Raw genomic sequence first — 16,383 nt, 5'->3', positions numbered from 1 at the left:
AAGATGATGAAAACACACATGACCACTCAAACAATGTTGCGAATATTCTGGGTGATAATGATGATTGCACCACTCAATACGGCAAGGGCTGAGGGCATAACGCTATATGCCGCAGGTAGCCTGAAAACTGCTCTCGGCGAAGTATTGACGGCGTACAGACAACAGCATGGTATTGCGATTACCAGTCAGTTCGGACCGAGTGGGATCTTAAGAGAAGCCATTGAAACTGGGGAAAATGTTGATATCTTTGTCTCGGCCAATATGTCACATCCACAAACTCTCGCCGCTCAAGGCTGGGGAGAAACAGTAACGCTAGTGACCCGGAATCAACTGTGCGCCTTGGCTCAACCTGAAATTGAACTGACCACCAACAATTTTTTGGAAACGCTGCTCGATAAAAATATCCGGTTAGGGACTTCCACACCCAACTACGATCCCAGTGGTGACTATGCCTGGGAAATGTTTCATAAAGCCGAACAGATTTATTCGGGTAGTTTAAAGTTACTGAGCAACAAAGCCCAGCAACTGACTGGCGGACCAGACAGCCCCAAAGCTCCGGAAAACCAAAATCAATATGCCTGGGTAATGCAACAAAACAACGTGGATGTATTTCTGACTTATTGCACCAATGCGGTATTGGCCCAACAAGAGCTGCCTGAGCTGCAGATAATCCAACTGCCAGAAAACCTTTCAGTCGGCGCGGAATATGGACTGATTATCCGTCATGGTGCATCGGCTGCAACCCAAAAACTGGCGATGTATCTGCTCAGTCCCGAAGGACAGAGCAGATTACATCACCATGGCTTTACTGCGAAGTAATACGTTATTGAGGATTAAATCAATATTTTAGAAAGCCCACTGACTGCGAACCTGGAATACATTGGGTTCATCACCATCATAAAGACCGCCATCAATATCCAGTACATGCACGTAATTCGCTGAGAAACGTAACATCGGCACCGGATACCAGTTCAGACCCAGCGTCATTGAATCGGCTTCGCCGCCATTAATCGCTCCATCATTCAAATCCAGTGAGCTGTATCGCATGGCCACTTCCCAGGCACCGATGCCACCATCACCCAGGCGACGATTAGGTTTAATGCCACCAAATACGCCGTTTTTATAAGGTCGGGATTCTCCGGTAAGGAAATAACTGCTCTGCACATACCAGCCATCAAAGTCGGCATCACTGATATTGTCGCGATCCACTGAGACGCGGATATATTCTGCCTGGGCAGTAAAAGGCCCCATTACCGTGGCGAGTTCCAGACCTGTTTTCAGCATGGTATCAACATCGGTTAACTGTGCAATCTCGTTTGGTGAAGTATCAACAATACGCACACCAGAAACACCCGATTCTGCAGCTTGACTAAAACGCAGGCTTTCATTTTTTGGCTGCAAATCACGGTAATTTAAACCCAACCCAAAATGCAGCAATTTGCCTGGTTCGTTAATCGGTGAAAGAGTTCCACGCGTGCTCCACCCCCAACCTTCATCTTCATCACCGCCGGTATTACTAACCGTGTCACCAAACACACCCGCTGCCAATGTCCAATACTGACTATTACGAGCGCCCATCACGCCGATATGCCGTCCGGCATTAAAGGCTGTGGGTAAAGCACGTTCCATAAACATGGTGTTATTGGCACTAATCATATAATCCAGACTGAACGGATCTTTAAAATTACCGACCATGATTTGATAGTTTTCAAACCCGTTATAACTAATGAACGCATCCGTAATACTGTCATTATCAAATTCATATTCGAGTTTATATCCCCAGTCACGATATAAAGTACCTGAGAGATATAACCGGGCACGCCGGATATCGGTTCCATCCCCCATATCCGGCGAACCGCCATAAGTAGCAGCATCAACCTGAACACGGCCACCGACTTTGGTTGAAAACTGGCCATCGCGGGTTTTCAGTGTTAACCCGCCATTTGTGGATATTTCTACATCAGAAGGTTTGGTCGCTTCAGCCAGCTTTTCATCAAGCTCGGCTTGTTGTTGTTCATTGGTTTTTTTGTTTTCTGCCAATTCATCCATTAACCGACCGTATTGTTCATCGGTCACCATGCCGTTTTCGTGCAGCATATTAATCAGTGTTTCCAGCTCGGAGGCCTGGGTGGAAAAACTCAGAGATAAACCTATGGCGGCCGCCAACAGGTGTTTTTTAGATAGCATGTTAAAGTCCCTCAAAATGGATACGATAAAAATTCTGTAATATTATCGTCACATTCCGGGATCTTCTTAATTATTTTTTTATTAAAAACAGATTTATTTTTAATAATTGTGATGGACTACTTAATAAATACCTATAATAAATTAATCCATTGTTTTTAATGAATATATTAACTAATTTTAGTGAGAATCCGCTTTGATTTTATGTTATTGACACCACAATTCGTTTCACTTAAAAATATAGGTAACGTGAGCAGTGACATTCGTTATTGAAGCGCCTTAAGCAATTGTAATATTTGTCTAAAAAGCCCACTGACTTCGCACCAGAAAGATACGTTGTTCCTGACCATCATTGGGTCCCCCGCTGACGTTCAGTACATCAATATAGTTGGCTGAAAACCTCAGCATCGGTACCGGATACCAATTCACCCCATACGTGATGTTCTGAATTTCCCCCCCATCAATCAGTTTGTCATTCAGATCCAGGCTGCTGTAACGCAAGGTTAATTCCCACGCGCCGATACCACCATCGCCTAAACGCTTATTAGGCGAAGGGCTGCCAAAATCGCCACGCTGGTAATTTAATGAGTCATCGGTCAGGAAGAAGCCGGTTTGGAAATGCCAGCCGCTGAATTTCAAATCGTCAGCACTGCTACGTTCAACGGTGGTTAATACATATTCAGATTGCGCCGACAACCGACCATTTATCATCGCCCACTCTGCGCCGTAACGGGTAAAACTATCCGTATTAAAAATCTCACCGGTATCAACAATATTATTGCCGGCAACTCTGGCTTCTGGTTCATCACTGAACTCGATGACACCAACATCTTCAACATTGCGGTACATGCTGGCGATTCCAAAATGCAGTAATTTATCTTTTTCGTTATTAATCGGTGCAACCGTAAAGCGGGCTCCGACACCCCAGCCTTCATCCACAATCGGATTCTGCCGGGTCGCGGTTTCACCAAACAGACCGGCGGCAGCAGTCCAGTGCTGTTTTTTGGTATCGGCCATGACACCGATATAACGATCACCACCAAAAGCGCCCAGTAAACTACGTTCTATCAATTGCGAGTTACTGGAGCTGCTACGGTATTGCAACTGAAACGGGATTTCCATCAGGCCCATACGTAAGCGGGTATCTTCAAAGCCCAGATAGGACACAAAGGAATCACGCAGTTTGCCGCCGTCGGCAAAATCATAATCAAGTTGAAAACCCCAATCCCGATACATACGTCCGGTCCAGGCCAGTCTGGCACGGCGGATATTGGTGCCATCACCCATTTCCGGATCGCCCTTGTAATCGGCCGCATCGATCATCAAACGGCCACGTAAACGGGTCTCAAACTCACCATCGGTCGTTCTGACACGCAGGCCACCTTTAGTAGTGACTTCCACTTCCGGCGGCTGCGTGGCTAATTCAAGTTTTTCGACTATTTCCTGTTTTTCTTTTGCTGATTTCTGTTGGTTCTGTTCCAGCTCTGCTAACAAACGACCATATTGTTCTTCGCTAACCATGCCATTTTCATGCAACATATTGATCAATAGGCGTAATTCTGAGGCTTGGCTGACCATAGGCAAAGCGAGAAACACGGCGAAAACCAGTTTTAAAATCAAATGAGGCATAAATGAACTCAGCATTAAGTTGAACTGATCGGGAGGTTATACCCTCTCGAACATAGGAAAAATTCCTATACGTAGTTTAGAGGACAGATACTGAATTCAAACTTAATTTTGAAAATTGCATTATGGACAGAGCAACGTTTTTTAAACAAAACGTTGCCAGTGACCGGATTTACCGCCAGCTTTTTCCAACAGACAGACATCGGTCATCACCATGCCGCGATCCACGGCTTTACACATATCGTAGATAGTCAACAGCGCCACTTGTACCGCAGTAAGTGCTTCCATTTCCACTCCGGTTTGGCCAGAGGTAGCGACTTCAGCCTGACAATTCACGGCATTATTAGCTGCATCCATTACAAACTCGACAGATACTTTGGTTAACGCCAGTGGATGACACAGTGGAATCAAATCCGAGGTGCGTTTGGCCGCCATAATGCCGGCAATGCGGGCAATGCCCAGGACATCCCCTTTTTTATGATTGCCCTGCTCAATCAATTTCAGGGTTTCCGGCAACATGATAATCCGGCCAGTAGCGATGGCCTTGCGCTGTGTCACGGCTTTATCGCCAACATCGACCATATGCGCTTCACCGGCCTGATTAAAATGCGTTAACTCTGCCATTTTGGGTGTTATCCTTATGTTTTAAACAAGGAAACAATCAACCAGATGTCTATTCAAGTCAAATTTTTTGCCAGTCTGCGTGAAAGTCTGGGACAGAGTGAGACTACGGTAGAACAGGCCTCTACTGTTACCGAAGTCTGGGATCTGGCAACCCAGTCCGCCACGCCCCCCAATAATCTGCTGGTCGCCGTTAATCTTGACTACGCCAATATGCAAAGTCAGGTGAAAGACGGTGATGAGGTCGCTTTTTTCCCACCGGTCACCGGAGGTTAATCATGGCCACGCATATTCTCGATGAAGACTTTCAGCCTTATCAATGGCTAAGTGAGTTTTCGCAGCAGATGCCTGCGGGCAGAGATGGCGCAGCTGCCAGCTTTATCGGAACCATGCGAGATTATAACGATGATGCTACCGTCAGAACCATGACATTGGAACACTATCCTGCCATGACTCAGCGTTATCTCGAACAATTGGAAAAACAGGCTAAAACCGACTGGCCGTTAAATGATTGTTTGATCGTGCATCGCGTCGGTGAAGTGTTTCCCGGTGAAGCCATAGTATTAATCGGCTGCTGGTCAGCCCATCGCCGTGCCGCTCTGGATGCCTGCAACTGGCTGATTGAAGAGCTGAAATATAAAGCGCCGTTTTGGAAAAAAGAACAGAACCCGAGTGGCGAACGCTGGGTGGAATCCAATACTGATGGTTTATAAGGTAGAAGCGTTGAAGTTAATAGTATCTTTTCCTCTCCAAACAATGCGGTTAACTAGTTGAATATTCAAATTAACTTCCTGTGGCAGATTGAACATGAAGGGAAAACCATCACGGTGGATCCCGTCTTATTTAATCTGCTGACAAATCTTGATTCGTTGGGCTCACTGCAGCAAGCCGCATTGCAATGCCAGGTTTCCTATCGGCATGCCTGGGGTTTAATGGAAAAATGGGAAAAACTGTTCGGTTCGCCATTGGTTATCAAACACCGTGGCCGTGGTGCAAAACTCTCTGAAGCTGGTGAAAAACTGCTGCAGGCACAACAACAATTACAAGCCCGACACGCACCGCAACTTGCCAATCAAGCCACTGAACTGGCCCACCAGCTATCGCGTATTCAACAATCGCAACAACATTATCACCTGAAAATTTATGCCAGCCATGGTTTAGCCGTCAGCGCATTAAGAGACACCTTGAATCAGCTGAAAGATATGCCGGTTGAACTACACTTTCACGGTAGTGTGGAAAGCTTGCGAGCGCTAAAAGAAAATCAATGTGATATAGCAGGCTTTCATGTACCCGAGGGAGAGCTGGGCAAACATGTAGCATCCCAATATTTACAACATATTTCACCAAAAAATCATCGTCTGATTTATCTCGTCAGACGTTTACAGGGATTAATGGTGCCTAAAGGCAACCCACTCGCCATCCGATCACTGGCTGATTTAAGTAAAGGACAATATCGCTTTATTAATCGTCAGAAAGATTCCGGAACACGCTTATTACTGGATCAGCTACTGGCTCTGCAACACATTGATCCGACAACGATTAGCGGCTATCAGCAAGAAGAGTTTACCCATATGGCAGTAGCTGCAATGGTCGCCAGTGGTGTAGCTGACTGTGGTTTTGGCATTGCAGCAGTCGCCAAAAAGTTCGGGCTCGATTTTGTACCCATTCAATGGGAGCACTATTGCCTGGCGGTCAGTCAGCAGCAATTTGAGCATGAAACTGTGCAAACGTTGCTCGATTGTGTGAATGGCAACGCTTTTCAAAATGCTTTAGTTGATCTTGAGGGTTACGAGCTTGACCGATGCGGTCAGGAAGTGACGTTTGAACAAATCTTTGAAACTGGCTTTTCCTGAAATAGACAGTTTTTCTTTAAAAACCTTTTCCTTCTCGACGCGAGTCACACCGGTTTCTTAATCAAAAAAACCACTCTCAAAGCCACTCCAGGCGGCATAGCATAATATGCATTTAATTACATATTTTTAAGTCTATTTCGCTGTGTTATTGTCTGATAAAACAAAAAAAACAAAATTATATATGTAATTTAATTCATATATAGGAATGAGAGAGGCAAAAAATGATAACATCCGGGAAATGGCGGATAGAAACCGTCCGTGAAATCATACAGCGGCTAAAATCAAAGCCTGGGGCTTTATTACCGGTGTTACATGCTGTTCAGGAATATATCGGGCATATTCCCGATAATGTGGTGCCGATTATTGCAGACGAAATGTTACTCACCCGTGCTGAAGTACATGGGGTTATCAGCTTTTACGCACATTTTCGAAACCATCCCACCGGCAAGCATATCGTCGAAATCTGCCGGGCCGAAGCCTGTCAATCAGTGGGCTGTCGCCAACTGGAAGAACACGCCAAAAATACCCTCAATATTGATTACCAGCAAACAACGGATTGCGGCAATATCACACTGGAACCCGTTTATTGCCTTGGAAATTGTGCCACTGGTCCTTCAATACGCATTAATGATGATATCCATGGCCGTGTCAGCCCGGAACGTTTTGATGAATTGATGGGAAACTGCCGTCAGCGTTTGCAGGAGGCAGGTTAATGTCGATAAAGATATTTGTTCCCTGTGATACTACGGCCCGATCCTTAGGTGCAGATCAGATTGCCACATTGATACAGGCTGAAGCTTTAAGTCGTGGCATCGACATCACCTTAGTTCGAAATGGCTCGCGTGGTCTATTCTGGCTGGAACCCTTAATTGAAGTCGAAACCGAAAACGGTCGTCTGGGTTTTGGTCCCGTCACAGCAAATGATGTGCAAACGCTTTTTGAGCAAGACTTTCATCAAGGTCAAACACAACATGCTCTCTGTGTTGGACTGGTAGAGCAAATCCCCTACCTGAAAAATCAACAGCGTTTAACGTTTTCCCGGTCAGGTATTACCGATCCATTGTCTTTGCAGGATTATCTCGACCATGATGGTTACGCTGGCTTAGAAAATGCCCTGATAATGACCGGACAACAGATTGTTGATGAAGTAAAAACATCTGGCTTGCGTGGTCGTGGCGGTGCCGCATTCCCCACCGGTATTAAATGGCAAACCGTGCTGGATACGCCTGGAGAGCAGAAATACATTGTCTGTAATGCTGATGAAGGTGACTCCGGCACCTTTGCCGATCGGCTGGTGATGGAATGTGATCCGTTCATGCTCATCGAAGGCATGACCATCGCGGGCCTCGCCGTCGGTGCCAATCAAGGCTATATCTATTTACGTTCAGAATATCCCATTGCCCATCACATATTGAATAAAGCCATTGAAACAGCCTATCAGCAGGGTTATCTGGGTAACAATATTCGCGGCAGCCAAAAACAGTTTGATCTGGAAGTTCGCTTAGGTGCAGGTGCCTATATCTGCGGTGAAGAAACGTCGTTACTCGACAGCCTGGAAGGTAAACGCGGATTAGTCCGTGCCAAACCGCCCCTTCCTGCGATTGTTGGTTTATTTGGCAAACCGACGGTCGTTAATAATGTTTTATCTCTGGCAGCCATTCCTTACATTCTCGACAAGGGCGGTCAGGCCTATGCTGATTATGGCGTGGGACGTTCTCGCGGCACGATGCCTATTCAACTTGCCGGCAATGTCAAAAATGGCGGTCTGGTCGAGCTGGCATTTGGCATTCCATTAAATCAATTGATGAATGAATTTGGTCGTGGCACCCGTAGCGGTCGACCACTGAAAGCTGTGCAGGTCGGTGGTCCATTAGGGGCTTATCTACCAGAAAGTCAGTGGCACACGGTCATAGATTACGAAGCCTTTTCATCTGAACAAGCCGTGCTGGGTCACGGTGGTGTGGTGATGTTCGATGATAGTGTCGATATGGGGGATCAAGCCCGCTTTGCGATGGAATTTTGCACCGTCGAATCCTGTGGCAAATGCACGCCCTGCCGTATTGGCTCGACCAGAGGTGTGGAAGTCATTGATCGCATTCGCGCTGGTGAAAGACCCGATAACAACTGGCAACTACTGGAAGATTTGTGCGACACCATGGTCGATGGCTCTCTATGCGCCATGGGCAGTATGACGCCAATTCCCGTTAAAAGCGTGATGAAATTTTTCCCCGACGAACTGCGCCATGGGCGTCAGGAGTAAGTCATGAAAGTAGAAAGATTTAACCCCAACAAAGATTATGGAACCCCAGCACGTCTATCAGAAAAGCTGGTGACGCTGGAAATTGACGGCATTGAAATCTCGGTGCCCGAAGGCACTTCCGTTATGCGGGCTGCAGCACTGGTCGATATCAATATTCCCAAACTCTGTGCCACCGATAATCTGGAATCGTTCGGTTCCTGCCGTTTATGTGCCGTGCAAATTGAAGGCCGACGTGGTTATCCCGCTTCCTGCACCACCACAGTGGATGCAGGCATGAAAGTGACGACCCAGAATAAAAAACTGGCCGACTTACGCCGCAATATCATGGAATTGTATATTTCCGATCATCCACTGGACTGCCTGACCTGTCCGGCAAACGGAAACTGTGAACTACAGGATATGGCCGGCGCAGTGGGTCTGCGTGAAGTTCGTTATGGTTATGCTGGTGAGAATCACCTGGAGAGTGAAAAAGATCATAGCAATCCCTATTTCGATTTTGATCCCAGCAAATGTATTGTCTGCTCACGATGTGTAAGAGCCTGTGAAGAAGTACAAGGCACCTTTGCTTTAACCATTGACGGTCGGGGTTTTGCCTCGGTGGTATCGCCCAGTCAGCATGAAGATTTTATGGATTCTGAATGCGTATCCTGCGGTGCCTGTGTACAAGCCTGCCCAACCTCCACCCTGATGGAAAAAAGTATTGTGGAAATGGGCCAACCGGAACATAGCGTGGTCACTACCTGTGCATATTGTGGTGTCGGTTGTTCGTTTAAAGCTGAAATGAAAGGCGATCAAGTGGTGCGCATGGTGCCTTACAAAGGTGGCGATGCCAATCATGGCCATTCCTGTGTTAAAGGCCGTTTTGCCTTTGGTTATGCCACACACAAAGATCGCCTAACCACGCCAATGATCCGTAATAACATCAATGAACCCTGGCAGGAAGCAAGTTGGGAAGAAGCCATTCAGTTTGCGGCAGACAAACTCAAAGGTATTCAGCAAAAATACGGCCGCAACAGTATTGGCGGCATTACGTCATCACGTTGTACCAATGAAGAAACCTATCTGGTTCAAAAACTGATCCGTGCCGCGTTTGGCAATAACAATACTGATACCTGTGCCCGAGTTTGCCACTCCCCCACCGGTTATGGACTGAAAGTCACACTGGGCGAATCAGCTGGTACCCAGAATTTCGACTCCGTAATGAAATCGGATGTGATTCTGGTGATCGGTGCCAATCCTACCGATGCCCATCCGGTATTTGGCTCAATGATGCGTCGCCGACTGCGTGAAGGTGCACAGTTGATTGTGGCCGATCCAAGACATATCGATTTACTGAAAACGCCTCATCTAAAATCAGCTTTGCATCTGCCGCTTAAACCCGGTTCCAATGTTGCGTTGATTAATTCCTTAGCACATGTTGTTGTGACTGAAGGTTTTGAAGACCACGAGTTTATTGAGTCGCGCTGTGATATGGAAACCTACGGCAAATGGCGCGAATTTATTCGTGATGAGCGTCATTCTCCAGAAGCGGTTGAGGCCATAACCGGTGTTGCTGCAGAAAAAGTACGCGAGGCAGCTCGCAGCTTTGCCCAAGGCAACAACAGTGCAATCTATTACGGACTTGGGGTGACCGAGCACAGTCAGGGGTCAACCATGGTGATGGGGATTGCCAACCTCGCTATGGCGACCGGAAACCTGGGTCGTGAAGGTGTTGGTGTAAATCCACTGCGTGGACAGAATAATGTGCAGGGCTCATGTGATATGGGATCCTTCCCACATGAACTACCCGGTTATCAGCATGTTTCCAATGATGAATCACGGGCACATTTTGAAGCCGTCTGGGGTGTCAAACTGGATAATGAACCAGGCCTGCGTATTCCTAATATGTTTGATGCGGCGATTGCTGGCGAATTTAAAGGACTTTATGTGCAGGGTGAAGATATCGCCCAATCTGATCCCGGAACGCAACACGTTGAAAGTGCCTTACGTTCGCTGGAATGCCTGATTGTGCAGGATCTGTTTCTTAACGAAACGGCTAAATTCGCCCATGTGTTATTGCCAGGTTCATCCTTCCTGGAAAAAGACGGTACCTTCACTAACGCCGAACGCCGAATTAATCGTGTTCGCAAAGTCATGCCACCACTGGCAGGTAAAGAAGACTGGCAAGTCACGATGGATTTGGCCAATGCCCTTGGCTATCCGATGCATTACAATCATCCATCGGAAATCATGGATGAAATTGCACAGCTGGCACCTACCTTCACAGGCGTAAGTTTCAAACGCATTGATGAATTGGGCAGTATTCAATGGCCATGCAACGACGCGCATCCAATCGGCACACCGACCATGCACGTCGATGATTTCCCGATTGGCAAAGGCCGTTTCAGTGTCACCGAATACGTTGCCACCGAGGAAAGAACCAACAGCCGCTTTCCGTTATTACTCACTACCGGACGGATTCTGTCGCAATACAATGTGGGCGCACAAACCCGTCGTACCCAAAACCAGCTTTGGCATGATGAAGATCGTCTGGATATTCATCCACATGATGCAGAAGTCAGAGGCATCAAGGAAGACGATTGGGTAGGTATTACCAGTCGGGCCGGACAAACCGTGTTACGGGCCCGCCTGACTGAAAAAGTATTGCCTGGAGTGGTGTATACCACCTTCCATCATCCCGGCAGCGGTGCCAACGTTATCACTACGGATAATTCAGATTGGGCGACAAATTGTCCGGAATACAAAGTTACCGCGGTACAAATCGAACGGGTCAGCCAGCCATCAGAATGGCAGAAAAACTTCGAGGCATTTGAAACGCTGCAATTGAATCTATTGAAGAATCGAAAACATGATCAATCGATGCCCACAGGTTCGTCATCATCATGAGCTTTGTCTATAAAACCTCGTTGGCCACGCCTGTTTCAATTTATCAGCCAAACCTGAAACAGGCGCATTGGGGTTCTGATGAGGTGGCTGTAGAAGTGCCTGTTGCGCTGGTTTATAACTATATTTCGCATGTGGTGATGATGGCCTCGCCGGTCAATCTGGAAGACTTTGCTATTGGTTTCAGTTTGACTGAAGAAATCGTTGAATCCCGTGAACAGATTAACCATGTTCATATCACTCAGGCCAAAGCTGGCATTACTATCCGTTTGCAAATCGCCGATGAGGCATTTGAAAAGCTTAAGTCCATGCGTCGTAATATGACGGGTCGGACGGGTTGCGGTTTATGTGGAATTGAATCGCTTAAACAAGCCATTAGGCCTATCCCTGTTGTGCATGCTCCGCAGGTAAGCCAGGACGTCATTGCTCAGGCCCTTGAAACTATCCGAGCAAATCAACCTATCAACGCGATGACTGGTGCCACTCATGCGGCGGCCTGGTGTTCATTAACTGGACAAATTGAGCTGGTGCGTGAAGATGTCGGCCGCCACAATGCGCTGGATAAATTGATTGGCGCGATGTCGGGCATGAGCATAGATCGCCAGCAAGGTTTCATTCTGGTCACCAGCCGCGCCAGTTATGAAATGGTACAAAAAACCTGCATGGCTAACGTAGGCTGTCTGGTTGCCATTTCAGCACCAACCAGTCTCGCTATCGATCAGGCACGTCAAGCCGGTTTGTTGTTGGTTGGATTTGCCAGAGCGAACAAACAGGTTATTTATCACGATCCCCATCAACCTGAGCTATTAAGCCACGTTATCTAGAGAGCAAATCAATGAGCCACGATAGCCATTCGCAAACCGCCACTTTGATTAAGATGGTTAACCAGATTGCTGCCAATCTCAGTGCTTATGAGCCTGCCGAAGCTGCTAAACGAATTGAACAACATCTGGTGCGTTTCTGGGCACCCAAAATGCGTCAGGATCTTATTGCAGCAGCAATCGATGAAACCGATCTTTCGCCTTTGGCGCGAGATGCAATAGCCATCCTGAAAACTGAACAAAGCAGAAAGCAAATCGCCTAGTCTCCCAGAAAAGTCGCCAATGAGTCGGTCTCCACTCACTGGCGGCAACTTCATGTGTATTTAAGGACAAAAAAACATGCTGGCCCACCTTCATAAACGCCATATCGTTGCCAAACCGGGATTTAATCGTTGGTGGATAGCCCCGGCATCCGTATTTATTCATCTTTGCATCGGTTCGGTGTATGCGTGGAGTATGTTTAATCCGCCACTGATCAAGCAACTCGGTGTGGTGGCCAGTGCAGCAGATGACTGGCATTTTTCATCCGTGGTCTGGATCTTCTCAACCGCCATTGTTTTTCTTGGGCTGGCCGCCGCCATTGGCGGTAAATGGCTTGAACAAGTGGGCCCAAGAGCCACAGGATTTCTTGCTGCATGTTTATGGGGTGGTGGTTTTTTAATCAGCAGCCTGGGGCTCTATCTTCATGAACTGTGGTTAATCTATCTGGGCTATGGCGTTGTCGGTGGCTGTGGTCTGGGTCTCGCCTATGTGACACCGGTCAGTACCTTAATCCGCTGGTTTCCGGATCGACGCGGTATGGCCACCGGAATTGCCATTATGGGTTTTGGTGGTGGCGCAATCATCGGTGCCCCGTTAAAAGGCTATCTGCTAGCGTTGTTCTATGAAGCTCCCACCTATCTCGGTAAAGCCAGTGATTTGGCATTAATCACCGAAAATGGTCGGCGTTTTGTTGAAATGGCTGGAAATAAAGTCGAAGTGGTGGTCGCCACAGCCAAAGATATGGCCACTATGCCATTGCCCGGTCCGGAAGGGGTCTATGTCGTCGGTTCAGGCAGTACCGGAGCGGCTTCAGTATTTCTAACGCTGGGAATTCTTTATTTTGTGGTGATGGTGATTTCCGCATTTAGTTTTCGGGTGCCACCAGCAGACTGGAAACCGGCTGGTTGGAATCCAGATCCAAACAAAAAAGTGGCTAAATCACTGATTAGCCAAAATCATGTACATATTGATCAGGCATTAAAAACCCCACAGTTCTACCAATTGTGGATTATGTTGTGCTTTAACGTTACTGCTGGCATCGGCGTGATTGGCGTAGCCAAAACCATGGTCACTGATATTTTTGGCCCGAGTTTACCGTCAATAGTGGATGCAGGATTTGCCGCCACCTATGTGCTTATGATCAGTGTGTTTAATATGGCAGGACGCTTCTTCTGGTCATCCATGTCGGATTATATTGGCCGACAAACCACCTACAGTATTTTCTTTATGCTCGGTGCGTTGTTATATCTGTCGATTCCTTTTATAGCAATGCAAGCCAGCATTAATCCAGCCGTGATGTGGTTGATTCTGTTTTATGCTGTCACCATGCTGATTTTCACCATGTATGGCGGTGGCTTTGCCACTATTCCCGCCTATCTGGCCGATATCTTCGGTACGTTGCATGTTGGTGGTATCCATGGACGACTGTTAACAGCCTGGAGCGTCGCGGGTATTCTGGGGCCGGTATTACTTACCCATTTGCGTGAACAATCTATTTATAAGGCTATTCACAACCTGGCCAATACCGTCGACCCGAATGTATTTCTCAGCCGCTTTGGTGCGCCTATTACAGAGCTCGATACTTTGATTCAAACCAGCACCGTTTCGATTGCCTCGCTAATGGAAATTGTGCCTGCTGGCACCATGGATCCAACACCGAGCCTCTATAACACGACCATGTATGTGATGGCGTCATTGCTGATTGTGGCACTTATCAGCAATCGCATGATGCGACCGGTACATGCCAATCATCATGTACAAAACAGTCATTCGCATTGGTGGCAAAATCAGAAAGAAAATAAAGCTGGATCAACGACGGCTGAATAAGGCACCCTTAGACTCTCACTAAATGCCTGGGATTAGGGTTTATGCACGCCACCATTTATATCGCACTTGCAGCATTTCTCATCGTCGCTTTAGCGCGCAACGTTATTGCGCTGCGACGTCTACATAAAGTGGCGTTGGGCGATGGCGGAAATCAGGATTTGCTGGCCGCCATTCGAGCCCATGCTAATGCCGTTGAATATCTGCCAATTGGTTTGCTGTTGTTAATTGTTTTTGAACTTAACCAAGGCCCAATCTGGTTAATCCATGTACTGGGCAGCTTGTTTATTATCGGTCGAGTGATCCACGCCAACGGTGTTAGTAAAGCCATCATTCCCCGACGAATTATTGGTATGCAATTGACCATTTGGCTGCTGATCATAATGGCGGTATTGAATCTATTAGCGTTTGTCGGTATTCAATTATCGGGCTGAGTCGTCTTCATCAAATCCCAACTCGGACCAAATCGCATCGACCCGAGCGACAACTGCCGGATCTTTCTCAATCGGTCTGCCCCACTCACGGTTGGTTTCACCGGGCAGTTTATTGGTGGCATCCATCCCCATTTTTGAGCCAAGACCCGATACCGGTGAAGCAAAATCCAGATAATCAATCGGTGTGTTTTCAATTAAAACCGTATCGCGCGCCGGATCCATACGCGTGGTAATCGCCCAAATTACATCCTGCCAATCACGCACATTCACATCATCATCAACGACGATCACGAATTTTGTATACATAAACTGTCGTAAAAATGACCAGACCCCCATCATCACCCGCTTGGCATGACCGGCATATTGTTTTTTCATGCTGACCACTGCCATACGATATGAACAACCTTCAGGTGGCAGATAAAAATCGACAATTTCCGGAAACTGCTTCTGCAGAATCGGCACAAATACTTCGTTTAATGCCACACCCAAAATCGCCGGTTCATCAGGTGGACGACCAGTATAAGTGCTGTGATAAATCGGATTTTTACGCTGAGTAATTCGCTCAATGGTAAACACCGGAAAGCTGTCGACTTCATTGTAATAACCAGTGTGATCGCCATACGGCCCTTCCGGTGCCATATCATCGGGGTAAATAAAGCCTTCCAGCACAATCTCGGCATGGGCGGGCACCTGCAGATCACTGCCAATACATTTCACCAACTCGGTTTTACTACCTCGCAGCAATCCAGCAAACGCATATTCAGAAAGTGTATCGGGAACAGGCGTTACAGCACCTAAAATAGTGGCTGGATCACAGCCCAACACAACAGCAATAGGAAATGGCTCTCCAGGATGCGTTTGCTGCCATTCCTTAAAATCCAGTGCCCCACCCCGATGCGATAACCAACGCATAATCACCCGGTTTTTACCAATCACCTGTTGGCGATAAATCCCTAGATTCTGCCGAGTTTTGTGCGGCCCTTTGGTCACTACCAAACCCCAGGTAATTAGCGGTGCAGCATCTTCTGGCCAGCAGAGTTGAATCGGATAGTCACCCAGATCAATGTCATCGCCCTCAATCACCTGCTCCTGACACGGTGCTTTTTTCACCACCTTCGGGCCCATATTCAACACCTGACGAAAGATCGGCAGCTTATCCCAGGCATCTTTCATACCCTTAGGCGGTTCCGGCTCTTTCAAAAATGCCAGTAACTTGCCGACTTCGCGTAACGCCTCAACCGAATCCTCCCCCATACCCAGGGCAACGCGTTTTGGCGTACCAAACAAATTCGCCAATACCGGAATTTTGCTGCCCTTCGGGTTCTCAAACAGAATCGCCGGCCCACCAGCACGCAACACCCGATCACAAATCTCCGTCATTTCCAGATGGGGATCAATTTCGGTGGTGATTCGTTTTAGCTCGCCCTGTTTTTCCAGGTTGGTGATGAAGTCTCTTAGGTCGGTGTATTTCATATCGTTGGTTTTAATTTATGGGTTGGGTTAGCTTAGCAGCTTCGACCTTGTTTGATTTAAGTGATAAACAATCAAGAATCAATTGAAGTACTAGGATAATTCGAGGATATCTTAACTAAACTAAGCTAGACATCCCCAAATAA

Annotated in this window: 15 protein-coding genes; 11 read left to right on the top strand and 4 right to left on the bottom strand. The window is 47.2% G+C overall.

The window, feature by feature from the left end:
- The first annotated feature begins 18 nt into the window (after nucleotides 1–18).
- Nucleotides 19–819 carry a molybdate ABC transporter substrate-binding protein gene (locus tag B2337_RS02325; protein WP_292414486.1) on the top strand — a complete coding sequence of 267 codons (801 nt, stop codon included), beginning with the start codon at nucleotides 19–21 and terminating at the stop codon, nucleotides 817–819.
- A 27-nt stretch (nucleotides 820–846) separates the two neighbouring features.
- Here the strand turns inward: B2337_RS02325 and B2337_RS02320 are convergent, their stop codons facing one another.
- From B2337_RS02320 to moaC, 3 genes are all read right to left on the bottom strand, one after another.
- The gene (locus tag B2337_RS02320) at nucleotides 847–2,187 is read right to left on the bottom strand and encodes an OprO/OprP family phosphate-selective porin (RefSeq protein ID WP_292414487.1); all 1,341 of its coding nucleotides are present in this window, start codon (nucleotides 2,185–2,187) and stop codon (nucleotides 847–849) included.
- A gap of 297 nt (nucleotides 2,188–2,484) precedes the next feature.
- Nucleotides 2,485–3,813: an OprO/OprP family phosphate-selective porin gene (locus B2337_RS02315; RefSeq protein ID WP_292414489.1), complete on the bottom strand. Its 1,329-nt coding sequence runs from the start codon at nucleotides 3,811–3,813 to the stop codon at nucleotides 2,485–2,487.
- A gap of 141 nt (nucleotides 3,814–3,954) precedes the next feature.
- Complete coding sequence (gene moaC / locus B2337_RS02310) at nucleotides 3,955–4,434, bottom strand: cyclic pyranopterin monophosphate synthase MoaC (protein WP_292414490.1); 480 nt, start codon at nucleotides 4,432–4,434, stop codon at nucleotides 3,955–3,957.
- A 45-nt stretch (nucleotides 4,435–4,479) separates the two neighbouring features.
- On the opposite strand from moaC, the gene moaD reads away from it, so the two are divergent.
- The 10 genes from moaD (at nucleotide 4,480) to B2337_RS02260 (ending at nucleotide 14,767) form a co-directional block, all read left to right on the top strand.
- On the top strand, nucleotides 4,480–4,707 hold the full coding sequence (gene moaD, locus B2337_RS02305; RefSeq protein ID WP_292362058.1) for a molybdopterin converting factor subunit 1: 228 nt from the start codon (nucleotides 4,480–4,482) through the stop codon (nucleotides 4,705–4,707).
- 2 nt (nucleotides 4,708–4,709) lie between these two features.
- Entirely contained in the window at nucleotides 4,710–5,144 is a 435-nt protein-coding gene (locus B2337_RS02300; RefSeq protein WP_292362057.1) for a molybdenum cofactor biosynthesis protein MoaE, read from the top strand.
- Between the two features lie 57 nt (nucleotides 5,145–5,201).
- Entirely contained in the window at nucleotides 5,202–6,284 is a 1,083-nt protein-coding gene (locus B2337_RS02295) for a substrate-binding domain-containing protein (RefSeq protein ID WP_292414491.1), read from the top strand.
- 221 nt (nucleotides 6,285–6,505) lie between these two features.
- On the top strand, nucleotides 6,506–6,997 hold the full coding sequence (locus tag B2337_RS02290; protein ID WP_292414492.1) for a formate dehydrogenase subunit gamma: 492 nt from the start codon (nucleotides 6,506–6,508) through the stop codon (nucleotides 6,995–6,997).
- Entirely contained in the window at nucleotides 6,997–8,544 is a 1,548-nt protein-coding gene (locus B2337_RS02285) for a formate dehydrogenase beta subunit (RefSeq protein WP_292414493.1), read from the top strand. Before B2337_RS02290 ends, B2337_RS02285 begins: the two co-directional genes overlap by 1 nt.
- 3 nt (nucleotides 8,545–8,547) lie before the next feature.
- Nucleotides 8,548–11,430, top strand: a complete 2,883-nt coding sequence (fdhF, locus tag B2337_RS02280; RefSeq protein WP_292414494.1) for a formate dehydrogenase subunit alpha — start codon at nucleotides 8,548–8,550, stop codon at nucleotides 11,428–11,430.
- Nucleotides 11,427–12,251, top strand: coding sequence for a formate dehydrogenase accessory sulfurtransferase FdhD (gene fdhD, locus B2337_RS02275; protein WP_292414495.1), 825 nt, complete (start codon nucleotides 11,427–11,429; stop codon nucleotides 12,249–12,251). The genes fdhF and fdhD overlap by 4 nt, the downstream gene beginning before the upstream one ends.
- An 11-nt stretch (nucleotides 12,252–12,262) precedes the next feature.
- On the top strand, nucleotides 12,263–12,511 hold the full coding sequence (locus B2337_RS02270; RefSeq protein ID WP_292414496.1) for a formate dehydrogenase subunit delta: 249 nt from the start codon (nucleotides 12,263–12,265) through the stop codon (nucleotides 12,509–12,511).
- Between the two features lie 76 nt (nucleotides 12,512–12,587).
- Nucleotides 12,588–14,336 carry an OFA family MFS transporter gene (locus tag B2337_RS02265; RefSeq protein ID WP_292414498.1) on the top strand — a complete coding sequence of 583 codons (1,749 nt, stop codon included), beginning with the start codon at nucleotides 12,588–12,590 and terminating at the stop codon, nucleotides 14,334–14,336.
- 41 nt (nucleotides 14,337–14,377) lie between these two features.
- A complete protein-coding gene (locus B2337_RS02260; protein ID WP_292414499.1) occupies nucleotides 14,378–14,767 on the top strand; it encodes an MAPEG family protein in 390 nt (129 codons plus the stop codon).
- On the opposite strand, the gene ubiD is transcribed toward B2337_RS02260, so the two are convergent.
- Nucleotides 14,756–16,240 carry a 4-hydroxy-3-polyprenylbenzoate decarboxylase gene (ubiD, locus tag B2337_RS02255; protein ID WP_292414500.1) on the bottom strand — a complete coding sequence of 495 codons (1,485 nt, stop codon included), beginning with the start codon at nucleotides 16,238–16,240 and terminating at the stop codon, nucleotides 14,756–14,758. The two genes, B2337_RS02260 and ubiD, sit on opposite strands and share 12 nt — an antisense overlap.
- Between the last annotated feature and the right edge of the window lie 143 nt (nucleotides 16,241–16,383).

The organism is Methylophaga sp. UBA3192, from assembly GCA_002363955.1.
Lineage (GTDB): Bacteria > Pseudomonadota > Gammaproteobacteria > Nitrosococcales > Methylophagaceae > Methylophaga.
Note: the sequence above shows the minus strand (reverse complement) of the source record. Positions and strands in the feature narration are given on the sequence as shown.